At 43.3% G+C, this 24293-nt stretch carries 25 protein-coding genes and 2 pseudogenes; 16 read left to right on the forward strand and 11 right to left on the reverse strand.

All coding sequences use genetic code 11. The annotated features are described in order from the left end of the window. Window positions 1-247, reverse strand: a pseudogene (locus tag B0H50_RS13685) (IS5/IS1182 family transposase); the annotation flags it as partial. A 171-nt stretch (window positions 248-418) separates the two neighbouring features. On the opposite strand from B0H50_RS13685, the gene B0H50_RS13690 reads away from it, so the two are divergent. The 6 genes from B0H50_RS13690 to B0H50_RS10160 all read left to right on the forward strand — a co-directional run bounded on the left by B0H50_RS13690 (window position 419) and on the right by B0H50_RS10160 (window position 6912). Continuing rightward, window positions 419-724, forward strand: a complete 306-nt coding sequence (locus B0H50_RS13690; RefSeq protein ID WP_233244741.1) for a hypothetical protein — start codon at window positions 419-421, stop codon at window positions 722-724. 615 nt (window positions 725-1339) lie between these two features. Continuing rightward, window positions 1340-2473, forward strand: coding sequence for a dTDP-4-amino-4,6-dideoxygalactose transaminase (gene rffA / locus B0H50_RS10140; protein ID WP_073301674.1), 1134 nt, complete (start codon window positions 1340-1342; stop codon window positions 2471-2473). Window positions 2474-2491: 18 nt separating this feature from the next. After that, the gene (locus B0H50_RS10145; RefSeq protein ID WP_109587660.1) at window positions 2492-3751 is read left to right on the forward strand and encodes an ATP-grasp domain-containing protein; all 1260 of its coding nucleotides are present in this window, start codon (window positions 2492-2494) and stop codon (window positions 3749-3751) included. A 221-nt stretch (window positions 3752-3972) separates the two neighbouring features. Beyond that, a complete protein-coding gene (locus B0H50_RS10150) occupies window positions 3973-5103 on the forward strand; it encodes a Gfo/Idh/MocA family protein (protein WP_233244744.1) in 1131 nt (376 codons plus the stop codon). A gap of 11 nt (window positions 5104-5114) precedes the next feature. Beyond that, window positions 5115-6053 carry a glycosyltransferase family 2 protein gene (locus B0H50_RS10155; protein WP_106199551.1) on the forward strand — a complete coding sequence of 313 codons (939 nt, stop codon included), beginning with the start codon at window positions 5115-5117 and terminating at the stop codon, window positions 6051-6053. 1 nt (window position 6054) lies between these two features. Further along, a complete protein-coding gene (locus B0H50_RS10160; RefSeq protein ID WP_109587662.1) occupies window positions 6055-6912 on the forward strand; it encodes an ABC transporter permease in 858 nt (285 codons plus the stop codon). 20 nt (window positions 6913-6932) lie between these two features. Here B0H50_RS10160 and B0H50_RS13465 read toward each other — a convergent pair whose 3' ends face one another. Together B0H50_RS13465 and B0H50_RS13470 are read right to left on the reverse strand one after the other, a co-directional pair. Beyond that, entirely contained in the window at window positions 6933-7535 is a 603-nt protein-coding gene (locus B0H50_RS13465) for a DUF4143 domain-containing protein (RefSeq protein ID WP_408609874.1), read from the reverse strand. 6 nt (window positions 7536-7541) lie between these two features. Next, on the reverse strand, window positions 7542-8141 hold the full coding sequence (locus B0H50_RS13470; RefSeq protein WP_332888822.1) for an AAA family ATPase: 600 nt from the start codon (window positions 8139-8141) through the stop codon (window positions 7542-7544). 839 nt (window positions 8142-8980) lie between these two features. Here B0H50_RS13470 and B0H50_RS10170 point away from each other — a divergent pair. Then, window positions 8981-9652, forward strand: a complete 672-nt coding sequence (locus tag B0H50_RS10170) for a hypothetical protein (RefSeq protein WP_146193733.1) — start codon at window positions 8981-8983, stop codon at window positions 9650-9652. A gap of 131 nt (window positions 9653-9783) precedes the next feature. Here the strand turns inward: B0H50_RS10170 and B0H50_RS10175 are convergent, their stop codons facing one another. From B0H50_RS10175 to B0H50_RS10195, 5 genes are all read right to left on the reverse strand, one after another. After that, window positions 9784-9978, reverse strand: a complete 195-nt coding sequence (locus B0H50_RS10175) for a hypothetical protein (RefSeq protein ID WP_109587664.1) — start codon at window positions 9976-9978, stop codon at window positions 9784-9786. Next, window positions 9968-10177 carry a hypothetical protein gene (locus tag B0H50_RS13155; RefSeq protein WP_146193734.1) on the reverse strand — a complete coding sequence of 70 codons (210 nt, stop codon included), beginning with the start codon at window positions 10175-10177 and terminating at the stop codon, window positions 9968-9970. The genes B0H50_RS10175 and B0H50_RS13155 overlap by 11 nt, the downstream gene beginning before the upstream one ends. 131 nt (window positions 10178-10308) lie before the next feature. Further along, on the reverse strand, window positions 10309-10731 hold the full coding sequence (locus tag B0H50_RS10185) for a hypothetical protein (protein WP_146193735.1): 423 nt from the start codon (window positions 10729-10731) through the stop codon (window positions 10309-10311). Window positions 10732-11066: 335 nt separating this feature from the next. Next, window positions 11067-11714: a HEPN domain-containing protein gene (locus tag B0H50_RS10190; RefSeq protein WP_109587667.1), complete on the reverse strand. Its 648-nt coding sequence runs from the start codon at window positions 11712-11714 to the stop codon at window positions 11067-11069. Continuing rightward, the gene (locus B0H50_RS10195; RefSeq protein ID WP_158275908.1) at window positions 11711-12874 is read right to left on the reverse strand and encodes an AAA family ATPase; all 1164 of its coding nucleotides are present in this window, start codon (window positions 12872-12874) and stop codon (window positions 11711-11713) included. The genes B0H50_RS10190 and B0H50_RS10195 overlap by 4 nt, the downstream gene beginning before the upstream one ends. A 351-nt stretch (window positions 12875-13225) precedes the next feature. Between B0H50_RS10195 and B0H50_RS10200 the strand changes: the two are divergent. The 9 genes and pseudogenes from B0H50_RS10200 to B0H50_RS10240 all read left to right on the forward strand — a co-directional run. Next, a pseudogene (locus tag B0H50_RS10200) lies at window positions 13226-13789 on the forward strand (ABC transporter ATP-binding protein); the annotation flags it as partial. 116 nt (window positions 13790-13905) lie between these two features. Then, window positions 13906-15018 carry an AAA family ATPase gene (locus tag B0H50_RS10205; RefSeq protein ID WP_095879464.1) on the forward strand — a complete coding sequence of 371 codons (1113 nt, stop codon included), beginning with the start codon at window positions 13906-13908 and terminating at the stop codon, window positions 15016-15018. Then, a complete protein-coding gene (locus B0H50_RS10210; protein WP_073301659.1) occupies window positions 15019-15690 on the forward strand; it encodes a DUF4276 family protein in 672 nt (223 codons plus the stop codon). A gap of 4 nt (window positions 15691-15694) precedes the next feature. Continuing rightward, a complete protein-coding gene (locus B0H50_RS10215) occupies window positions 15695-16981 on the forward strand; it encodes an ABC transporter ATP-binding protein (protein WP_109587669.1) in 1287 nt (428 codons plus the stop codon). Beyond that, complete coding sequence (locus B0H50_RS10220) at window positions 16981-17958, forward strand: FkbM family methyltransferase (protein ID WP_109587670.1); 978 nt, start codon at window positions 16981-16983, stop codon at window positions 17956-17958. Before B0H50_RS10215 ends, B0H50_RS10220 begins: the two co-directional genes overlap by 1 nt. 24 nt (window positions 17959-17982) lie before the next feature. Further along, a complete protein-coding gene (locus B0H50_RS13475; protein WP_199219626.1) occupies window positions 17983-18324 on the forward strand; it encodes a helix-turn-helix transcriptional regulator in 342 nt (113 codons plus the stop codon). Continuing rightward, window positions 18321-19553, forward strand: a complete 1233-nt coding sequence (locus tag B0H50_RS10230) for a type II toxin-antitoxin system HipA family toxin (RefSeq protein WP_109587671.1) — start codon at window positions 18321-18323, stop codon at window positions 19551-19553. The genes B0H50_RS13475 and B0H50_RS10230 overlap by 4 nt, the downstream gene beginning before the upstream one ends. Window positions 19554-19559: 6 nt before the next feature. Continuing rightward, window positions 19560-20567 carry a glycosyltransferase family 2 protein gene (locus B0H50_RS10235; RefSeq protein ID WP_109587672.1) on the forward strand — a complete coding sequence of 336 codons (1008 nt, stop codon included), beginning with the start codon at window positions 19560-19562 and terminating at the stop codon, window positions 20565-20567. Window positions 20568-20629: 62 nt separating this feature from the next. Beyond that, entirely contained in the window at window positions 20630-21517 is an 888-nt protein-coding gene (locus tag B0H50_RS10240) for a glycosyltransferase family 2 protein (RefSeq protein WP_233244746.1), read from the forward strand. On the opposite strand, the gene B0H50_RS10245 is transcribed toward B0H50_RS10240, so the two are convergent. From B0H50_RS10245 to B0H50_RS10255, 3 genes are read right to left on the reverse strand one after another with little or no spacing between them, the layout of a single operon-like run. After that, window positions 21483-22778 (reverse strand): glycosyltransferase family 4 protein, encoded by a 1296-nt coding sequence (locus B0H50_RS10245; protein WP_109587674.1) that lies wholly within the window; start codon window positions 22776-22778, stop codon window positions 21483-21485. The two genes, B0H50_RS10240 and B0H50_RS10245, sit on opposite strands and share 35 nt — an antisense overlap. After that, window positions 22775-23488: a glycosyltransferase family 32 protein gene (locus B0H50_RS10250; protein WP_109587675.1), complete on the reverse strand. Its 714-nt coding sequence runs from the start codon at window positions 23486-23488 to the stop codon at window positions 22775-22777. Before B0H50_RS10250 ends, B0H50_RS10245 begins: the two co-directional genes overlap by 4 nt. Then, the gene (locus tag B0H50_RS10255; protein ID WP_109587685.1) at window positions 23470-24282 is read right to left on the reverse strand and encodes a glycosyltransferase family 32 protein; all 813 of its coding nucleotides are present in this window, start codon (window positions 24280-24282) and stop codon (window positions 23470-23472) included. The genes B0H50_RS10250 and B0H50_RS10255 overlap by 19 nt, the downstream gene beginning before the upstream one ends. Between the last annotated feature and the right edge of the window lie 11 nt (window positions 24283-24293).

The following is a 24293-nucleotide window of genomic DNA, read 5'->3' on the forward strand; positions in this document are numbered from 1 at the left end:
GGAACTGCTCCACGACGGACTCGTCCGATACGTTGCGGATGTGCTTCAGGATGATGAGCCCGGTCATGAGACGGATCGGCTTGTTCGGCGCACCCATTTTGTCGTCAAACAGTTTCGAAAACTCGGTCTCGAACTTGTTCCAGTCAATCTTGTTCGCAAGAACGTAAAGGGGATGCTTGTGGTTCAACTGCTCCTCAAGGGAACAGAAAAGGCTTGTCTGGGCGGAGGATTTTGGCGGTCTGTACATGGGAAAAATTGCAAGGTTTTCAGTCATATTTTAGAAAACCTTGCAATATTTTCACAGGGTAGAAATCAATTTTTCCCAATAGTTATGCGGGCTGGGCGGGATTTTAAGGGACGCCTATCTATCCAATTTTTTAGAAGCGTTTGCCGGCGCGAAAATTTACTTTTGCTGGATTTGGATTTTTTTACATCATCCGGAAATACCTCATTAGAACAGGTATTTTTTCCTATCTCTTTTGGCAATTTTTGTAGCGGGCTGGGGAGTATTCTTCGACGCAGCATTCTCCATGACGCTAAACGCTTCATTCGGCATCGCCAAATTTACTGGTGGGGAATTTTACTATTCTTCGTGATTCCCGTCTTCGCCAACAGCCTTGACCGGATATTTTTCAAAAAAGCCTTTGAACAAGGCGGACAAAAGCTGTCCGGCATCATCCTGTTAATAACCCTGGCATCATTTTGTTCATCCTCTTTACTTTAGGGAATTTGCAAGAGCGGATTTCCATTTTTATTCTGCAATTTTAAAAATTCAACTTTCTATCTTTTCCTTAAGTTTTGGCAAGTTTTGTTCTCACTGGAAAGTTTTACTGCAACTTCATGTAAAGACGTGTGCTAGAGGCTAGATTAGCCTAAAATTTTTCAAACATACCAATCTGCAAATAAACTAACATGTTGTCTTGAAGGAATCATCAAGAGTATACTGATATGTACAATCCGCTCCGGTTCCTCGACCTTTCGAACAATTATGCCCGGTTTTCCAAGAGGTAGCCCCTTTAGACAAAATTAACGCGATCATAAACAGGAACAGGTTCGACAGCGAGGGTATTTCCTTACGGACTATCGGGGAAGCGCAGGCAAAATGATGGGAAAAACGGTACGAAAAACCGAAATGAGGGCGTTCTATGCTATTTTTTAAGTTTGCCTTTAATCTATATTGACCTATTATGCCGACACCCGCAAAAGAAGCGTCCCTTAAAACCACCCTATCCATTGGCCACTGCGCAGCCCCTAAACACCAGGAAGGATTATACGCAATTCAAGGTCGGGAAGGAGATGAAAATTTGCACATTGAAAATTTTAAACCTATATAGTGGCTATGAATGTTCCCTTTAACCAGCCCCCCTTTGTGGGACCCGAGATCGATTACGTAAAACAAGCTGTAGAAAGTGGCCGTATATGCGGAGACGGGCTTTTCAACCAAAAATGCCATGCTTGGCTAGAAGCAAAGACCGGAGCAGCCAGGGTTCTTCTCACTACTAGTTGCACACACGCATTGGAAATGTCCGCCCTGCTGTGCAATATACAGCCCGGCGACGAAGTCGTTATGCCATCTTTCACCTTCGTAAGCACCGCCGACGCATTCGCCATGCGGGGCGCCAAATGCGTATTTGTGGACATACGCCCCGACACCATGAACCTAGACGAAAAGTTACTGGAAGAGGCTATCACTGATAAGACAAAGGCAATTGTTCCAGTACATTACGCGGGTGTGGCTTGCGAAATGGATACAATCAACGCCATTGCAAAAAAACACAACCTATTTGTTATAGAGGACGCAGCCCAAGGAATGATGGCCTCTTACAAGAACAAAAGCCTGGGGACCCTCGGTGATTTCGGCTGTTACAGTTTTCACGAGACTAAAAACTACAGCATGGGAGAAGGCGGCGCGATCCTTATATCCGACAAAAAATACGCCGACCATGCAGAAATCATCCGGGAGAAGGGAACCAACCGGGTGCAGTTCCACCGAGGCGAAGTTGACAAATATACTTGGGTGGAACTGGGTTCCAGCTACCTGCCCAGCGAATTGAACGCAGCCTATCTTTACGCCGAACTGGAAAATGCCCAGAGGATTTTCGACAACCGCATGGCCAGCTGGAATAGCTACCGAGAACGCCTGCAATGTCTAGCCAACGCAGGGGATCTGCAGCTACCCTACATTCCTGAGGAATGCCAGCACAACGCTCATATGTTCTACCTGAAGGTTGCGGATTTAAAGACCCGTACAGCCCTCATCGCTCATTTGATGAAAAATGGAATCTTGGCGGTGTTCCACTACGTGCCGTTGCATTCCGCGCCTGCGGGCAAGCGATTCGGACGATTCTCAGGCGAAGACCGCTACACTACTCAAGAAAGCGATAGATTGCTCAGATTGCCCATGTTCTACGGGCTCAAGCAAAGCGACCTGGAATTCGTGTGCGACAAGGTAAAGGAATTTTTCTGGAAATAGGGATTGCACCATTTGAAAATGAACAGTAAAACTCAAAAGAAAATGCTTCTTCTCGGTGGCGGGCATGCCGAAATCCCGCTGATTCAGGCTGCAAAGGCTCTGGGATGGTACGTGATTACCACCGGGAACGCCAGAGAGGGCCTGGGCCACCCCTACGCCGACAAGAACGTTTTCGCCGACTTTAGCGACAAGGAAAAGATGCTGGAACTGGCCCGCCGAGAAAACGTACAAGCGGTGTGCTCCGGCTGTAACGATTTTGCCCTGCTTTCTACGGTTTACGTTTGCGAAAAATTGGGACTTCCCGGCCACGATTCTTACGCAACATCGCTAAAACTCCACCACAAAGATAAGTACCGAGCCTTGGCCACACGTCTCGACATTCCTACGCCTCGGGCCATTACAGTTACCACAACCGACGCTGACAATAACTTTGCCGATTTTGAAGCTGCCGTCGCGGGAGGCAACACAGCATTCAACGGAACAACCCTTACGTTCCCTCTTATAATCAAGCCCGTAGACCTCACCGGCGGCAAAGGCATTCACCGAGTCGCGACCATCGAAGAAGCCAGGACCGCCTACAAAGATGCCGCCAGCCGCACCCGGCAAGACCACATTGTTGTAGAAGAATTCGTACAAGGGACCAACCACGGGTTTTCAGCCATGCTGGTCAAAGGCAAAGTAGCCTTTGCCTTCGCCGACAACGAACAATATTATATCAACAAGTACATGGTCTCGGGAGCGAACTCGCCTAGCTCCACATCTGTCGCGAGCCTCGCGAAACTTCGGGACTATAGCGAACACATTGCCAAAGAACTTCATCTAGTCGATGGCATTCTGCACATCCAGTACATCGAGAAAGCCGACGGCACTCCCGTCATTATTGAAATTTGCCGACGCCCTCCGGGAGATTTGTACATAAAGTTTGTCAAATACGCCACCGGCGTGGACTACCCGAAATTTATCATTATGGCCGAAACCGGCATGGATATTTCCAGCATTGCCGACGTGCCTAGCAATGGATTCTGGTTGCGTCATTGTCTTATGGCAGACAGGCAGGCCGGCGAAAACGGATGCAAGGGAATTGTTCGAAATGTACTTTTCGCTCCGGAAATTGAACAAAACATCGTAGAAAAATTCCTTTGGTACAAACCCGGCGAAATAGTTGCAGACAAACTCATCTACAAGGCGGGAATCGTCTTCTTCAAGTTCGAGACCTTGGAAGAAATGCAGGACAAAACCGCCCGCATGACAGAACTCGCCAAGGTCATTGTGGAATAAACACCGTCTGCGCCACTTCGCTAGTCAGTTTTTTTTCTTCTTGGGACTTAGTCGCGACTGTTCGATAAAATTTCTATTTCCCACGGAACTTTGGGACTTGTTTTGAAATGCAATTGGAACGATAGTCAAAAAAATGACATATTCCAGAATCGGCGGTCTCCTTTTTTGTTAGATTTCAAACTGATTCAAAAAGTTTTATCAGACACCAATAATTTCAAATGATGAACAAGGAACCATACCAGATTGCGTTTATCGGGGGCGGTATCAACTCGGCCATCGGAGAAGTTCACAAGGCAGCAAGCCAGATGGATGGCCATTTTGAACTGGTGGCAGGGGCTTTCAGTACTCACTTTAAAACCAATGTCGAAACGGCAACCGTCTGGGGAGTTTCTCCGGAACGCACTTATGGCAGCTATTGCGATCTGTTCCAATCCGAAAAAGGTAAGTTGGATGCCGTCGTGGTATTAGCCCCTACCGACCTGCATAAAGACATCGTCATCGGTGCGCTCCGTGCCGGGTTCCCCGTAATTTGCGAAAAGTCCCTAGCCACCAGCGTGGCTGAAGGCGAAGCCATCGCAAAAGTCGTGGCCGAAACCAAAGGGTTCTTCTGCACTACCTACAACTACACCGGTTATCCCATGATTCGGGAACTGAAACAGTTCATAGCCGACGGCAAATTGGGCAAAATCCAGCAGGTGCAGGTGGAAATGCCCCAAGAAGGCTTTATGCGGCTAGGATCCAACAACGAACCGCCTAAGCCCCAGAGCTGGCGTCTAAAAGACACCGTGATTCCAAAAATTTCCCTGGATTTGGGGAGTCACCTCCATAACATGATTTATTTCTTAACCGGAGAAAAGCCGGAGCGCATCGTGGCCGACCAGACCACCTTCGGCTTGTTCCGCCAGATTGTGGATAACGTAGGAGTTCTGGTCCAATACACCAACGGCGTTCGGGCTCAGATGTGGTTCAGCAAAACGGCTCTCGGCAACCGCAACGGCCTTCGCATTCGGGTGTATGGCAGCGAAGGCAGTGCCGAATGGTTTCAGCTAGAACCGGAAACCCTAAAAACCTGCGATATCCGGGGCAACGTATGTCTGCGGGACCGCACAGGCGACGTGAAAATCGCCAACCAGCAGCGTTACAATCGTTTCAAGGCGGGCCACCCCGCAGGCTTTATCGAGGCATTCGCCAATTACTACAAGGACATCGCCGATTGCCTAGGACAATATTTCGCCACCGGTAGCTTTACAAGCCAGTATGTCTGCGGCATCCGCACCTCGCTCGAGGGACTCTCCATGATGCAGGCCGCCGCCAAGTCCGCCCAGAGCAGCAAATGGGAACTGGTACAATAAGGAAATCCTAAATGAAAATTTCTTTCGTAATTCCCTGCTACCGCAGCGAAAAGACCATCGAAACCGTGGTAAATGAAATTTGCGCCACCGTGCAAAATCAAAACGCAAAATCCAAAGATGGCCGCATTTTCGATTACGAAATCGTCTTGGTAAACGATTGCAGTCCGGACGGAGTTTGGGAAAAAATCAAAAAGCTTGCAAGCGCAGACGAAAAAATCAAAGGCATTTGCCTCGCTAAGAATTTCGGGCAGCATAACGCACTAATGGCTGGCTATGCAGAATCCTCTGGCGATTACGTGATAAGCCTTGACGATGACGGACAGACCCCGGCAAGCGAAAGCTTTAAGCTCGTCAACAAACTCGAAGAAGGCTTTGACGTTGTTTACGGCTATTACGAACATTCGGCTCAGCACCTGTTCCGCCGCTTTGGAAGCTGGGTCAACAAAAAAATGGCGGAAGCGATCATCGGGCAGCCGAAAACTTTGAAGACGACGAGCTTCTTTATCATGAAGCAATTCATCGCAAAAGAGATTGTGCAGTACCCGAACCCATTCCCGTACATCAGCGGGCTCGTTTTTAGAGCGACCAAAAATTTGGGGAACGTCGCCGTAAGCCATCGCCACCGTTTGCAGGGCGAATCCGGCTATACAATCGCCGGATTGATTGGACTTTGGGTGAACGGTTTTACCGCCTTCTCTGTAAAACCTTTGCGCGCCGCCACGTTCATCGGCATCCTTTGCGCGATCATTGGATTTGCAGCAGGCCTTTTTGTAATCTACGAAAAAATAACGGTCGCAGCTGCGCCGATCGGTTACGCAAGCCTTCTCTCGACGCTTTTGTTTGTCGGCGGCATGATCATGTTCCTGCTCGGTCTCATCGGCGAATACGTGGGCCGCGTTTATATTTGCATCAATCAGGCTCCGCAGTACGTGATTCGGGAAAAAGTGTAAAATGGCAGAACTGCAGAACAACTGGACAACCGTCATTAAGCCGAAAACGAGTCTGTTGAGCGTCGACTTTCACGAACTCTGGCAGTACCGCGATTTGTACCGCATGTTCGTCAAGCGCGACATTGTGACGTGGTATAAGCAGACAATCCTTGGACCGCTTTGGTTCTTTATCCAGCCGATTATGACGACGATTATGTTCATGGTTGTTTTCGGCGGGATTGCAAAGATCAGTACCGACGGACTTCCGCAACCGCTGTTCTATTTGGCGGGAATTTGCCTTTGGCAGTATTTTGCCGAAAGCTTAAATCAAACGAGTAAAACATTCATCGATAATGCGAATGTTTTTGGAAAGGTTTATTTTCCACGTTTGGTCGTTCCCATGGCGACCGTGACGAGCAATCTGGTGCGCCTTGCGATTCAGATGGGGCTCTTCTTTTTGGTGTTCGCGTATTACATGTTTTTTACCGATGCGCCTGTGCACCCGAACCTGTATTTGCTTTTGACGCCGATTCTGATTTTAATCCTTGCCGAGCTTGCACTCGGATTCGGTGTGCTGTTCAGCAGTCTCACTACCAAATACCGCGACCTTACTTTTTTGCTGACTTTTATTGTGCAACTTTGGATGTACGCAACGCCCGTGATTTACCCGCTCAGCACCATCGAAAATCCAAAGCTCAAATTGCTGATGCAGGCGAATCCGCTCACAAGCATCATGGAAACATTTAAGTTCGGCATGCTTGGCGTCGGCGAATTCAGCTGGACCGCACTCGGTTACAGCGCAGGCTTTGCGGCTTTGCTTCTCGCCTTAGGCGTGATCGTATTCAACAAAATCCAAAGAACTTTTATGGACACGGTGTAAAGTGGTGAAATTCGACCACTTTAAAGAAACATCGTAAAGTATATCGGCAAATACAAGACCGCACCTTTTTGCACCACATTAGGGCTATTGGACAGCACGATTCCTTTTGCGTTCTCGTTCGTTTTGAGCAAGTTGTTGATTGCGCTATGAATCCTGTAGTCCCTGCCAGACTTCACCTCTATCGGGACAACGGACAGCGAATCAAAATCGTCGATCAAGAAGTCCACTTCGCCCTTGTGCCGATTATCGTAATAGAAGAGTTTCTTCCCATGAGCCTTCAGTTCTTGCGCAACAACTGTTTCATAAACCGCCCCAAGATTAATACTGGGGACATCGTTCAGCACCGCAGAAATATTCGAGCCATACAGCACTCCGGTAAGGATGCCGACGTCATTGAGATACAATTTCAGGAGATTCTTGGTTGAAGACTCGATCAAGGGGAACTTGACATCCGTTATTGCAGAAACTTCAAGCGCGACTCCCGCATTCGTCAGGTACTCAAATTCATCCTGATAGTTAGATAACCTGGCCGCCTTCTTGGATTCTATTTTATTCGCAACAATTCTCTTTTTCTTGTTTTCCATCATCGATGAAATCATGTCGTAAATCTTCCGGATTTTCAGCTTGTTTCAGGCATCATGCTTGCTGGCGTCGATTGCGTAGAATTCCTTTATGTCACTCTGTATCTTGCGAACCTTGACAATGTTTGATTCTTGGATGAACATATTCACGGCATCGGGCATGCCGCCAATCAGCAAGTACTTCTTGAACAAGTCCATCATCTTGGCATGCATCGGCTCGTCAAGCCCGGCCTTGCTAAGGAACCTGTTCCTGATTCCTTGAATGGAGAATTCGTTGAATCCGTTCGCCCAAAGGAATTCCTCGAAATCCAGCGGATACATGTGTTCCGTCTCGATGCTACCAATTGGAATGGAAGATGTCTTTGCCAAGGCAATACCCAAAAGTGAGCCACTAGCAATATACGTAAAGCGATCGCCCTGTTTCAAGAACTTGAGCAAGGTCAGCAAGTGGGGATATTCCTGGATTTCATCAAGAAAGACTAGCGTGTCCTTGGCGTCACCCATCTTGTTTCCGGCAAACATGCTCAAGCGCAAGTAGAAATCGTCAACATTCTTGACATCGGCAAATAAGCGACTATTTAGTGAATCTTCCCAAAGGTTCACCTCGATATAGTTCTTGAAATGCTTTTGACCCATATGACGGATGATGAAAGACTAGCCTATTTGCCGTGCGCCATCAATCAGCAGAATCTTGTTTGACCCTGCCGTGAAATACTCTTCCAAACGTTTTTGAATCTTTCGGTATAGCATTTTTCAATCACTTTTTGCTATAAAAAAGTACACTTTTCAATCATTTTTAGCAATATTTTTCAACATTTTTCAATAAGAACGCCAACATTTCTACACATTTGTTCACTATCAAATATAATTTTGGAACACGTCATTATCAATACTTAAAGACAAAAATTGGCCAAATTCGGCTATATAGCCCGCATTGGTTCGCCACTCGGCGACTTTGAATCTATATTACTCAACAAGATGACCGCCATCGAGTTTGAAAACATCAGCAAGCAGTACCGCCTGGGGCTAGTGAGCACCGGGACACTCAGCCACGACCTGAACAGGTTTTGACGCCTACGGCGTCCGCCCCTTGGCTTGGCAATAAGAAAGAACAAGTTCTTTCTTGCTGCACTCGCTTTCGGGCTACTGGCAGACCAAAGAGGGCGTTTCCCCGGCAGGCCGGGGTCGGGCCGTCGCGGTATAAAATCGCCGCATTACTCGGCGATTTTTGAGCCTGTCCTGAGCAAAGTCGAAGGATTCAGAGGGCCGAGCGCAGTTGACATGCGGCCCTTCGAACCGCTTCGCGGCATTCGTCCCTAATGCAACCGCGTTTTAAGACGACCATTTTATCTTCATGACTTGCAGCTCTTCTCCACAAAAGCTATATTTAAGCGTGCTAGGGCAAATTCCTCAAAATGCGTTTTTTTTCGTGCATCGAATCTAGCCCGCCAGCAAATAGTCATCAATTTAACCATAAGGAGACTCTTATGATTTATGGCGTTGGTGCTACCTACGAAGATGGTAGCGTAGATCACTTTTCCTCATTCATTGCCCAAGGCATTATATGCGTAGGCTGGGACAAGAAGACTGCTCCGGCATTCCATGCCATGCTAGCGGGAATGAGTGTCGGTGACACCGTTTTCATCAAATCATTCTCGCCTAAGGTGGGACTATATATAAAAGCAATCGGAATAATTGCCGACTCCGATGTTTTTGAATCTAATCTTGGCTCGGCAAGAAAAGTAAAATGGCTATTCTCCGCAAACAGTAAGGAACAATGGCTGAAATTCGGACGAATGTACGACAAATACGATTTTATGAGGGGAGGAACTCTATACCCAGAATTCAATCCAAATATCGTACAGGCTATTACAGATAAATTAACAAAAGGTAAAAATACGAAATCTAACGAAGTCATATCAATTGAGAACGCTCCAAGGGAATGTCTAGTAAGAGCTGGGGTTATCAAGGAATGTGAAATCCACGGCTTCGATTATATAATCAATGAAGACAAACTCCAAGACGCCTACAAAATAGCGAGTGCATTTGTCAGAGACGGAGTTGTTGAATGTGCTCAAAGAACTCTAACGGACCGCATACGGGATTTATTCGACACAATGCCCGAATACTGCTACAACTGCGCCAAAGAAGCCGATTAATCAGAACAAAGGAATCAGGTATGCAAAGGGCCTGTGGCGACGCAGCCCTTTCCTCCATAAGAATCGTTTCTTAACTTCCAAAAAAATTGTGCCTAAAAAGATGACGCCTGCGTTTTCCGCAGGCGTTCGGCTTATCCCCTGATGAAATTGAGTATCTCCTCATAGGTGCGGCCACTCTTGCCGAAGGCCTTGAGCAGTCCCCGCTTGCGGATCTCGTTGTGTTCAATTATGAGCGTCTCGAGATCCTTCGCCCGTTCCAGTTTCGTCTCAACGGCCTCGATTTTCGAGTCTATTATTTTAGTCATCCTCCTGCGCCTAGTCCTCATCGATCGCTTCCTTCTCGTTCTTCGCGATTTCTGCGCTCAGCTCTGCAGTGCTATCCATTGAGAACTCTTCGTTGAGACCGAACGCGAAGAGGATTTCCTTCTGCGTCGCGGTCACTGAGCGGTCCAGCATGTATTTTCCATCAGACCCGCGTACCTTCTCTATCTTTTTCAGCTCGTGTATCGCTGCAGTCACGCTCATGAAGTTACGCTTCTTCACGTTATTGAGGTGCGTGTGGATGCAGTTGCGCATCACCAGCGCGATGAACTCAACGAAAATCTTCGCGGACGCCGGCCGACTCGTCAGAGTACACGCGCACGCTCCAATTATAGTCAAATTCTTGTATTTTTCTGCGCAATAGACAAGGGGCTCAGCACCGGGCCAAACAAAGCTGGGGCAAATACGTTTTTAGAGAAATGATGATGATTAACAAAATGATTCTGACAACCGTTGGCATGGACTTGTTCGGGTGGGACATCATCTACTCCCGCGACGAGATGAAATAGTGGGACAAGGCAAATAAGTTCCAGGACGACGAATGAGACTAATAGAACCTGCGCGACTTTTTTGAGAAACGTCAATCGACCGGAGGCATGGATCCCGGCCTCCGCGTGGCTTATGGGGATTTCTTGCCGTCCAAACAAACTGCCTACGAGGAAGCAAGCAGAATGGTCACTTCCCAAAAGCCGCAACCGCTCAGTCCATTCGTATGCATGAACCTGAAAAAAATACGGAGGAAGTTCATCTACCGACAAGAAGGAACTCCAGATCATGGCAAGGGCGAACAAAGACCTGCTAAACAAGCTGTTAGAACTTTGCGGCGACCTGGACTACGTAATCTGCGGCGGCCCCGATGTCAAGCACCTTGCAAAGAAACTGGTCGCCCCCCATCCGAAATGCCGGACCATGGCAAAGAATGCCAGAAACTACTGTTGAATATTTGGAATTCGCTCCACATAAGTACGCAATCGCCTTTTGGCATCCACAGCAATACCGCTATAAACGCAAACAGGTTTATAATTGGATTGTGGATACGATTGCCATTTTAGAGGCTCGGGAAAAAACTCTCTGTAAAACTAGATAATCAAAATCATCGTTTGTTATTTTCTTTAACCTGCTCATCAATGGAAGAAACGATTTCCTTGACCTTCTTGATATAATTTTTCACATCCGCTTCTTCTATCGCGCACTTTTCTGCCGTGCCAGGAATACGATCTGACTGATGCGCAATCTTATTTCTGCGCCCATACAATTCATTAATAAATTGCTTATACTCGCCATCAACCTTCAAGCCAATCATCTTTAGGTTACTTTGCATATTGTCAAAGCCAAGGAAGCAGTTTTCCCGATTGATTTCATCTATTTCGTCCGATAGACTTTGCGCAGCCGTTCCTGCATCCTTATACATTTTCATCAACAACGGGAAACGTAGCCTGAAATTTCTACTTTGTGCGGTTTCTTCCCATTCCCCGTTAAAGATTTTCAAAAATCCATATTTTACAACTTCATGTATGTAAAAATCCAGGGAGCTTTCAAGGAATACCACCTGACTTCGCCAAATTTCTTCAGCAGAATGTAAATCAGACTTTGCTTCCTTTTTGGCTAGTTTAAACTTCGCTTCAACATCCTTAATATTTTCATTGAAATGCGTTCGGACGTCAAAGATTTTTACAACAAGTCGAATAGACCGTTTCTTTCGAGAATCTTCTTTTCGAGAGGTCTCATCAGCAATTTTCACTTACGAACCTCCCTAATATTGCTATTCAACATCGGAATAGCTCCGTAACGCCCGGTTATGTAGCCCTTCTTGATGTTTTCTCCCTTGCGGACATTCTTGATTTCGGCAAGAGAATACAAATCGGTAGAACGAGTCTTCTTCTTCAATTCCGTAAACCAGATTTGATCTCTACGGACTACATCAAGATCGAGCAAATCCGTGTTGTGGGTTGTCATAACCAACTGACCTTCCGGAGAATCGTTCTTCGTGAAACGTCGGACAATATCAACAACAATGGAAGGGTGTAAATGAGACTCAATCTCGTCAGCAATAAGAACCTTATTATTGGACAAAATATCCATCATCGGGCATACAAAGTAGAATAATGCCTGAACGCCGCTAGACTCTTCATTGAAATTTACCTCAAATTCGGGATATACCAACCTCAGGTCAACAACATTAACTACCTTAGGCAATTGCTCTGCAACTAAAAATGGAGGAGAATTTGTAATATTAATGGGACGATTCTCTATCTTAATTTTCACATCCTTCAAATCAGAGCCTATCGATTGCATAAATTCAATAAACTTCCTCTTTGTAGACGGATTATTCTTCAACTGGGCAACTGAATAATCAAACCAGTTGTCCACTCCACTGGAATAAAAAACAAGATCATTCTTGAAGAAAAGGAAAACATTCAAGATTGGCGTAATATCCGTTTCGTTTGCTGCGCACGAAAGCAAGAGCTTATTTTCCTTCAAACGCCCTGCACAATTCTCACCCGACCTTTTAAAGGGTTCCGCAAAAACATAGTCCAAAGCAGAAGACCTTTCAAAGACCATAGACTTCTTTGAAGACGGCCAATAATAAAGGTATTCCTCTAGGACGCCCTCATCTCCATACTTGAAGCCGTACGAATACTTCACACCATCCTTTTCGAACACCAACTCAAAAGATGTCGGCTCCGAACTATCTGACAGTTTGTGTGGAAACCTAACTATACGGTCTCCAGGCTGGTGATTGTTGCTATTCCTGACAATTGCGGCCATTCGCCCCATGGCATCGACCAAAGACGTCTTGCCAGACCCATTTGCCCCATATATTTCAGCACATCTCAAATACCGCTTCTTTCCAAACGAAATAAGAGATTCTTCAAGGCTCGTGTCAGAAGACGCTGCCATGGAAAAGATTACTTGATCCTTTATAGACCTGTGATTTGAGCAATTGAACTGGATAAGCATAATCAATCCTTTTTTTGCTGGATAAAAATATATATATTTTCCCTATTTTGACGAAAATACGCAAAAGATTTGCATATTTTTTGCAATTTCAACACATATAATCGTTATTTAGGCAAATTTGAGGACTAAAAAATCAAACACAATTCATCTCTGGCATCTTATTTGGGCTCAAAGAGGAACATGTAATGTCATTTTTAAGGGACTTGCTGGGATGGCAAAAATGCGCGTTTTTCGCGCATTTTTGCAAATCTCCCTCCCGGCAGTCCCTTTTAATCTATATTACTCAACAAGATGACCGCGATCGAGTTCGAGAATATCAGCAAACAGTACCGCCTGGGGCTCGTGAGCACAGGAACGCTGAGCCACGACCTGAACCGTTTTTGGCAAACCAAGATTTTGCACAAGGAAGACCCGTACTTGAAAGTGGGCGAAGTGAACGACCGCGCGCACAAGGGTAAAAGCGATTATGTTTGGGCACTCAAGGATATCAACTTCAAGGTCGAAGAAGGCGACGTTGTCGGCATCATCGGCAGAAACGGTGCAGGGAAAAGTACACTCCTTAAACTTTTAAGCCGAGTGACCGCACCGACCACCGGGCGGACAGCACTTGGCAACTTCGTTGCCTTAGTGCGCATGGTCCTCGAAGGGGACACCATCCGCGCCCGAGGCCGCATCGCGAGCCTTTTGGAAGTCGGAACAGGTTTCCACCCGGAAATGACCGGTCGCGAGAACATCTACATGAACGGAGCCATCATGGGAATGACCCGCGCCGAGATTACCTGCAAACCCGACGAGATCGTGGACTTCAACGGATACGAACGCTACCTGGACACTCCCGTAAAACGCTACAGCAACTTAGCAGAAGTTCTCAAAAACAATACCGTCATCGGAAAATTCTTAAATGAAGGGAAAACAGCATTGAATGGGCTATATTCCTAGCGCAAAACTACTATTTTGTAGTTGAGGTCAAAATGAACAATAAATCTAAGTTAACACAAATAGCAATTTCTGGATTCAAGTCGTTTGGTTCGGATGAGCTTTCGTTGAATTTGGACCTAAAGGATGTTAACATCATTATTGGTACAAATGGAGCTGGTAAGAGCAGTTTCATATCCTTTTTTGAAATGTTGAACCATATGTCAACCGAAGCACTGCAATTATATATTGGGAAAAATGGCGGGGCAGACAACATTCTTCATTTTGGATCAAAAAAAACGCCAATTATCCAATCATCCTTGACATTTGAAAATCCTAATTTTAAAGATGTATATCAATTTAAATTAGCAAAATCCGTAAAAGATGCTTTGATTTTTTTAGAAGAAAAAATCAAAGTCAATGACAAAGAATTTGAGCTGGATGGAGGTCAGAAAGAAAGCCTTCTATATGCAGATGACCAAAAATACGCAGGCGCCAACGCTCTAAAGGCAATTCTGTCACAATGCCGGGCATATCAATTTCACGACACATCGGACCAATCTCATATCAGAAATTCGGCAAGCATAGCCAATAATCGATATTTATTTGCTGATGGCGGAAACCTACCTGCATTTTTATACAGACTCCAACAAAAATACCCTAAGTACTTTGAACGTATTACAAGTAGAATCCGATACGCTGTCCCTCAATTTGGAAAATTCGATTTATTTCCAGATCCGTTAAACATGTCATCCATAAAGCTCAATTGGAAATCTGAAATCGACAACGATTATTTGTTTGGACCAGATCACCTATCGGACGGCTCCATTCGTTTTATAGCCCTCGCAACACTTTTTTTGCAACCGCCGGAACTCTTGCCTAACATCATCCTTATTGACGAACCCGAGCTAGGTTTGCACCCACAAGTTATTGATTTACTCGCCTCTATGATAAAAGAGTGCTCTCAATACGCCCAAATTGTGATAGCAACACAGTCTCCCCGACTTTTGGATAGCTTTACGCCCGATCAAGTAATTGTGGCCGAAACAAACTCTGCCTCAGGATCCTCCATTTTCAAAAGATTGAATGAACAAGATTTGGATGAGTGGTTGGAAAATTACAGTCTTTCCGAAATATGGGAAAAAAATATCATCGGAGGACAACCTTAAATGAAAAAAATATTTATAGTCACCGAAGGTCCGTCCGAAGAACATTTTGCCAAAGCCATACTTGCGCCTCATTTTTTGGATTATGAAAAAATTATAATTCCAATAACAATATTGACCAAAAGGGATAATAGACATGGAATTATGTATAAAGGCGGAATGAGTTCGTATAGCAAAATGCAGAACTCTCTAGAACCTGTATTAAAGCGCGCCTCGAAAAGCGAAGACTCTTATGTTTCAACAATGGTTGATTTCTATGCGCTTCCAACAGACACTCCCGGTTACGCCAATGCGATGAAATATTCTGATGCCTACGATAAAGTCCGTCAATTAGAGAATTCTATTTTACAAAAGGTGGGTCACGAACGTCATTTTAAGCCGTATATACAGTTGCACGAATTTGAAGCTTTATTATTTGCAGACATAGAACAGCTTTCTACAGAATACTTCGACTGCCAAATTGACGAATTACGACAGGCAATCAGTGCACAACCGAATCCAGAACTGATAAACAATAGTTTTGAAACGGCCCCGTCAAAAAGAATTTTAAAAGCCATCCCCGCCTACGACAAAACTGTAGCAGGAATTGAAGTATTACGCAGAATTGGGTTAAATAAAATCAGAGACAAATGCAGACACTTCAATGATTGGATTACGCATTTAGAACAGATCTAGTAGTATGTCGACCGCCATTGAATTTGAGAACATCAGCAAGCAGTACCGCCTGGGGCTCGTGAGCACAGGAACGCTCAGCCACGACCTGAACCGTTTTTGGCAAACCAAGATTTTGCACAAGGAAGACCCTTACCTGAAAGTGGGCGAAGTAAACGACCGTACAAACAAGGGTAAAAGCGATTATGTTTGGGCACTCAAGGATATCAACTTCAAGGTCGAAGAAGGCGACGTTGTTGGCATCATCGGCAGAAACGGCGCAGGGAAAAGTACACTCCTTAAACTTTTAAGCCGAGTGACCGCACCGACCACCGGCACGATCCGCGCCCGAGGCCGCATCGCGAGCCTCCTCGAAGTGGGCACCGGATTCCACCCCGAAATGACCGGTCGCGAGAACATCTACATGAACGGCGCCATCATGGGCATGAGCCGCGCCGAGATTACCCGCAAGCTCGACGAAATCGTGGACTTCAGCGGCTGCGAACGCTACCTGGACACCCCCGTAAAACGTTACAGCAGCGGCATGACCGTACGCCTCGGGTTCGCCATCGCTGCACACCTGGAACCCGAAATCCTCGTGGTGGACGAAGTGCTGGCCGTGGGCGACGCCGAATTCCAGAAGAAGGCCATCGGCAAGATGCAGGACGTAAGCCGCGGCGAAGGCAGAACAGTGCTGTTCGTGAGCCATAACATGGGCGCAGTGAAGAACCTATGCAGGAGGGGGATTGTCCTGAATCAGGGACAAGTGGCATTTGACGGCAGCGTGGAAAAGGCTGTAGAATTTTATACAAGCACCCATTCCAAAAGCAATATTTTTGAAAAAATAATTTGCGATACTAATCATTTAAATCCTGCTAAAGACGCACAATTTCTTTCTGTTAAATTTGAAAAAAATTCTAATGATTTTGCAACCAGCGAAAATATTAATTTCATTTTTAATGTTTACGCCCATAAAGCAATAGAGAAATGCCGAATAAACCTCACTATTTTTTCAACAGACGGAACCCCTATCGGAAGCGTTTCTAATACAGAATCATTTTTTATCGAAAAAAACGAAAAAAAAACAATCAGGCTTTCTTTGCAAGAGAGCGGGCTCGCGATGGGGGCATACGATGTTTCATTTTCTATTGGAACCGGCAACTACCAAACTTGCCAAACCGACTTCGATATTATATCAAAAATTTTATCATTTCAAATAACTCGGCCATCACTCGCAAACAACATTTCTGTATCTCAATGGAATAATGGGTGGGGAAAGATTATGTTTAATTCAAAAACAGAGGTGTTGGAATAATGATTTTATCGGACTTTCCTACAGTCTTCCGAAATTTCTTTGGTAATTTGCGAGCACTATTCAAGTACAACTATGAACATGATTGTATAAAAAATCTTCATTCTCAAAATCAAAGAATAGCTAATTTGCAAGAGGAATTATTTCTTACCAAAAGAGAGATTGTTAAATTATACTTTGATTTTCATAAAGAAGATGCCAATACGTATATTGATGAACTCGCTTATTTAAGGGATGCATCCAATCTTGACGCATTCCCATACCCACAAATAAAACGCATAGATAACCCCATTACTGGTTTTGATCACAAGTTAAAACTTTCCTTTGTTATTCACAACAACAATCGTTTGTATTTTCCTAAAGGTTGGTCTCCAGAGACAGCTAGTAATGCATATCGTAATTATATTGAACGAGAGAACTTACTTGGCGGAGGATATACAGAAAAAGCGCCTCACCAATATGTAACAGAACCTTTCCATGTGAAACAAGACGACATTGTTGTAGATGCAGGCTGCGCTGAAGCACTTTTTGCACTTGATTCTGTTGAAAAAGCCAAACATGTATATTTACTGGAAGCTGATGCTATTTGGCTTAAACCCTTACAGGCAACATTTGCCCCCTATAAAGATAAAGTTACAATCATTCAAAAATTTTTAGGTGGCCAAAATTCTGAGAACACTATAACACTTAATAGCCTTTTTGACAAGTTTAGCGAAGAATCATTCTTTATAAAAATGGATATTGAGGGGGCAGAAGAGTCCGTCATTCAAGGAAGCAAGGATTTTCTTACATCCCAAAATAAAATCAAACTAGCTTGTTGTACATACCATAAAGCCCACCATGCAGAAGCAATATCATCTCTGCTAAAAGATATGGGTTACAAGTTTGAATTTTCAGATGGTTATATGTTATTCCCTTGGGATAAAAACCAGCAACCACCGTATTTTAGAAAAGGGTTGATAAGGGCTACACATATGTAGCTACATTATTTTAAATACTGAATTATGAAAAAATTCGATTCTTTTTTCAAGATCAGCGCCCTACATTTTCCCGTTCGGGAATATTTTACATATTTTCAAACAAAAAGTATTAATTTTCCCGTTCGGGAATATTATATTTATAGCATGGACATTCAAAATACAGAAGATTTATCCAAAGCCATAAAAGGACGCCGTAAAAGCCTCAAACTGACACAAGCGGAATGTGCCACATTTTGCGGCGTCGGGCTACGATTTTTCTCAGAGCTTGAAAACGGCAAGCAGTCACTACACTTGGGCAAAGTGATGCAAGTTCTACAGATGCTAGGCCTCAAAATGCAGATTATCGGAAACGAGGAAAGCAAATGAAACTTTCTGTATATCTAGGAGAAAATCTGGCCGGATATCTAGAGTCCACCGCAGAAAAAGGTGTTGTCTTTTTTTACGACACAGCCTATATCAAAGCAGGGCAACCGCCCATATCATTATCACTCCCTTTAAGCAATGCTGAATTTTCACAAAAAGATTGCCTCCCCTTTTTTGAAGGACTATTGCCTGAAGGCGATGTAAAAAAAAGAATCTCGGATTACCTGCATATATCCGAAACCAGCACATTCAAACTTCTCAAAGAACTGGGCGGAGAATGCGCCGGCATGGTTTCCATTTTGCCAGAGGGAGAAAGCAACAAAGCAAAAAATGCGTATGCATTTTCACGGGACAACTACGAACCTCTGTCCGAAAAAAAACTTGCCGAATATATTCAGAACATAAACACCCGTCCTTTGCTCAAGATCAAGGAGAAACTCCGCCTCTCCCTTGCCGGAGCGCAAGAAAAACTCCCTCTCGCCTATATAAATGGTAAATACTATTTGCCAAAAAATGGAGCCCCATCTACCCATATTCTCAAGCCAACCGGAAGCGGAAAACTATCCAACCTTGCTGCAAACGAATACATCTGCACCAAGCTTGCCAAATACAGCGGACTTCCAACATCCAAGACAGAACTTAAGCAAATTGGCAATACAGAGTTCCTTTTAATAGAGCGCTACGACCGCATTTCCGAGAACAACCAAATTTCAAGGATCCACCAAGAAGACATTTGCCAAGCACTCGGGATCCTAAGCGACCGCAAATACCAGAACGACGGCGGTCCAAGCATCGCAGATATCTATAACCTTCTCAAAGAGAAAACGACAATTCCCCTAATCGAAACGCGTAATTTTCTCCGCTATATCATATTCAACCTGATCATAGGAAACTGCGACGCCCATGGCAAAAACTATTCCCTACTATTCCAGGGAAATACCATCCAGCTAGCCCCCATTTACGACACAGTCAGCACAATCATTTACCCGGATTTGACCCGCAAGCTATCAATGAAAGTCGGCAAGCACTACGAATTCAAAAAAATTAACAGCGAAGACTTTGTGTTGCTTGCCGGCCAGCTCAACCTAAAGCCCAAAACAATCCTAGATTGTTATTTTGAGACTATCGAAAAAATCGAGAAAAACTTTGACAAAGTTAAGGATGATTCAGCTTTGATAGGATATGATAAAACTATTGAAATCATTGAAAAAAACATTTTGAGAATAGACTAAAAAAACATGCCTCTCGTTTCCGTCATAGTCCCTAACTATAATCACGCGCCATATCTTCGGCAGCGTCTTGATTCCATATTCAATCAAACTTTCCAAGACTTTGAAGTCATCATCCTTGACGATTGCAGTACGGACAACAGCAAAGAAATCATTGAAGAATATCGCAATCGCCCTCAAGTAAGTCATGTCGTATATAACGAAAAAAACAGTGGATCTCCTTTTAAGCAATGGGCGAAAGGATTTGATTTAGCACAAGGCGAATACATCTGGATTGCAGAGAGCGACGATTGGGCTGAATTGAATTTTTTGGAAGTCCTGACTTCCATTCTGAATAAAGATTCATCCCTTGTATTTGCTTTCTGCGAATCTTATTGGGAGTATCCACAAATAACTGTTTCAGGAAAAGCATTGAAAAAAAGTTCAATCTACAATGGAATTGATTACATCAAAAACAAACAGATCTACTACAATAGCATCGTCAATGCCAGTTCAGTGGTTTTCAGAAAAGAAGTTCTCTCCAACACCGCTAATGATTACCAATTCTTCAATGGTTCAGGAGACTACCTTTTTTGGAGCCTCCTGTGCGAACAAGGCTACATATACTATACAACAAACATCCTAAATCATTTTAGGCGCCCTCCAGCAAATACAACTAGCCGATGCATGGCAACAGGAATAACCTTCATTGAAAATTTCAGCATTTACAAATATTTTAAGCAGAAAGGTTACATTTCAAAATTTGCAAATTATCGAATTATAGAACATTCTCTTTCAGAAATCGAGCAATATAGCGAAGTACTAGGAAAGAATCATTGTTACTCTAAATGTAAAACCATATGGGAAAACGAGCGGGTCGAAACAAATTCAACTTCCTTTTTCTTATCTTTTTGGGCCAACCAAATCAACAGATGCGATAGCCTACCTCTTTACGCAAAATTATGGCAATTTTTGCATCTGCCCAACACTAATATTCGAGGACACCTCCCCTTTTATAAGAGGAATCAGCAAAAATGAAACAGCCGCTCGTCTCCATAATCGTCCCGATTTACAAAGTTGAGCCGTACCTACGACGTTGCTTGGACAGCATCGTCAAGCAGACTTATACAAACTTGGAAATTATCTTGGTGGATGATGGATCGCCAGACGGCTGTCCGCAGATTTGTGACGAGTATGCGGCTAAAGATAAACGGATTGTAGTAATCCACAAGGAAAATGGCGGGTTATCGGACGCGAGGAATGCGGGGTTAGATATATGCAAAGGGGAGTATATATCGTTTGTGGATAGTGATGACTGGGTGAGTGAAAATTATATTGAAGTTATGCTCAATATAGCAATAAAAGAAAATGCGGACATCAGCATATGCAACCATAACTTCGTGCATAATGACGGCTCTAAAAAAAACATTATTTTTGAAGAACGCACATATACAAAAAAAGAAGCGCTAAAAAAAATCATACTTCAGCAAACTCTCCCTTGGGGTGCATCTTGGGGTAAAATTTACAAAAGAAAGATTTTTAACAAATATAAATTTCCTGTAGGAATAATTCATGAGGACGATTATACTAGTTACAAATTCATATACGAAGCGGATAAAATCGTTTGCATAGACAAAACTTTATATAACTATTTCCAAAGAAGTGATTCTATTTCAAAACTTGACACAACATACGACTTTACAGAGGTAAGAAAAAATCAATTAACCTTCTTACTTGAAAACAAGGAATATGAACTAGCTGAATTAACTGCAATTAACCTTTGTTGGCATTATCTAAATAGTTATTGCGCAAAAAAAGAAGACGGTAAAAAGAACTTTCTCCATTTTTTTTCACAATTAAAAAAAATTCCAAGTTATCACACAACTAAAAGGCTTTGTCTATACCCACTCGGCGCCTTTCCTTCGATTTATCCTATTTACAAAAAAACATTCTTTAAAATAAAACAATTCTTTCTTTCATCACGTTGACCATCTTATCAACTGTTTTTTCCCAAGAGAACAATTTCGCTCTTTCCAGACCTTTGTGGCTATTTTCTTTCCGCAGTTCTTTATTGAAGTAGTATTTTTCATATGCTTCAATATGTTGTTCATCGCTATCCCAATCAATCATGATGCCGGCATCACCTACAACTTCTGGCAATGACGAATTGTTACTCGTAACAACAGGGCAACCGCACTGCATCGCTTCTAATGGAGGCAATCCAAAACCTTCATATTGACTTGTATAGACAAACCATTCTGCGTTGCTATAAAGAATCGGCAAATCTTCGTCGTCAATATACCCTGCTTGAATAATATATTTAGGATCCCATGCAACCCCATTTTTCTTTAAGTCATTTATAAAGGATTCCCAATGTCCTCCACCCATTACCCATACTAAATCTTCTATGTGATTTTTTTGAACAAAACGCATAAAGCAGCGGACAGCTCGCACCAAATTTTTTCGAGGCTCAAGTGTGCAAAGGCTAAAGATATAGCGCTTATGCGGAACACGATATTTCGTCAAAACTTGAAATCGTTCGTTGTCATTTTTCACAGGCCTAAAATTTAAATTAGCAGCCAAATGCAGAGCCTTTGTGTTTTCATCTCCTAATTTAGAGAAAAGGCGGCAATAATCTTGCTTTGTATTTTCCGAATTGCAAAAGAAAATATCTCGAGGATGGCTCAATTCAATCTGTTTCCAGATTCCCTGTTTAAACGATTCCCCCATATAACTAAATAAAAACGGAATTGCATCATGTAAGACACTGCAGCATCTTATCTGACTACTTTTTCTGACAATCCTAGGGGGAGTCTCAAACGATTCAAAAAAGAAGTCATAAGAGTTTATTTTTTTATTTTGTTTTTTTAGGAAAAACGTATTCAATACATTCTCATAGATTAACCGACAAAGAGCTATTGGTTTACGGACAAAAGGTCTTGCCAAATTAGCTGTCCACAGACAATCCAAAGAATATTTCAGTTTAAATATTTTTTCGTATTTCTTTGGCAAATCATAAAACAATCTTGCTTCTGGAAAAAGTTCTCTCTTTAATAGACTCAAAGCATACAAATTTTTGGTTTCAGTCCACAACACAATGTTCACATCTTCTCGCTTAAGAAATTCCTTGAAAACATTGTAGGTAAAAGAAAAAATTCCACTACGACTGGATCCTTTATCCTTATAATTCAGCAAGATCTTTGCGTCAAACAAGACATTTAATTTTTCTTTTGTCATCTCACCAATCATTTATTACCCAATTTCTTCTTCAGCGAGAACAGACTCGCCACAATAAAGCCCATAAACGCACCATACTTTTTAGAGAATTCTACTCGAATCCTAAAATATTCGCGCTGATAATCACTGAACCAGTTTCCATCAAAATGATGAATACAATAAGTCTTTGACGTGATTCGAAGTTTCCCCGTCCGATTATCTTTGGGAGAAAAATATTCCGCCGGCAACACTTTAACACCGTGAAAAATCATCAACGCATTTTTTATAACAACCGGTATCGCAATCGATGGATTATTTAAGTCCGATACATTGAATCTTCGGTTTTCATACCAATCCAAAGATTTTTTTACCCACGCTAGATTCGGTTCTGCACCCATCACTGCAGCTTCTATCACATTCTTATGAGATTCCCGTCCAAGAAAACTATCTTGAGCAAGAATATCATCAAAAGACTTTAGGACTTCTACATCGCAATCCAAATAAATGCCGCCATAGTTGTAAAGAGCAAACAACCGTACATAATCTGCAGCAAAGGCCCATTTTCTTTCTGCTAATGCAGATTCTACCCACGGGCACAAACATTCTTGAATTTTTTTTCGATCCCATAACACAAAGTTATAGTCCAGCAAATGATTCCGCCAAGACTTCATGCATTTTTGCACAAGTTCCGGATAAGGCTCCCCGCTCAACCAGCAATAATGTATCACTTTTGGGATTGCCATTTTTTCACCTGGAATAAAGAAAGCCCTTTTTGTTTGCAACGGGACAATGTGTCCTGAAAACTATTATACTTCAAATTCACAAACACCGCATAAATCGTAGAAAGCAACATTCCCACATTTTCACCAAACAATTTGCAAAATTTAATTCGAGCATTTACATGCTTCCGCTGTGCCACAGAATACCACGAGCCATTAAAATGATGCACAGAATATGTTTCCGCAGTAGCTTCCACAATCTGCGTTCTTGTATTCTTGGGCGAAAAATAATGCATCGGAAGTAAATCTCGCAAAGCGCCTTCTTGATTTAAGACACTTGCCATGATATGCGGAAGAACGGTCGTATCAAAAGCGCCGTTCGCCATAATAAAATTTTTACCCGCGTAATAATCTAAGCATTTTTTTATTAAGGGATGATGAATTTCTGCGCCAAAAGTCGCAGCCTCGATGATATGACTAGAATCAATCCTATCCGGCGTATGCTCCTTCCCAAAAAAGTATGGTCTATCCAGTAAATCATCGAATGATTTCAAAACTTCCACATCGCTGTCTAAATAAATTCCGCCATGATTATAAAGTGCATAAAGACGGATGTAGTCTGCCGCAAAAGCCCATTTCTTTACAGAACAAGCCTGCTCCACCCAAGGCACAGAATGCACATCAAAATGAATCATATCCCACAGCATTAATTCATAATCCGGAAGTTTTTCTTTCCAGCTCTGAATACAACGCTGAACCAATTCCGGATACGGATCATTGCTTAGCCAACAGTAGTGTACAATCTTAGGGATAGACATATCGATAAAAA

This window comes from Hallerella porci (assembly GCF_003148885.1).
In the GTDB taxonomy this organism is placed as follows: Bacteria; Fibrobacterota; Fibrobacteria; order Fibrobacterales; family Fibrobacteraceae; genus Hallerella; species Hallerella porci.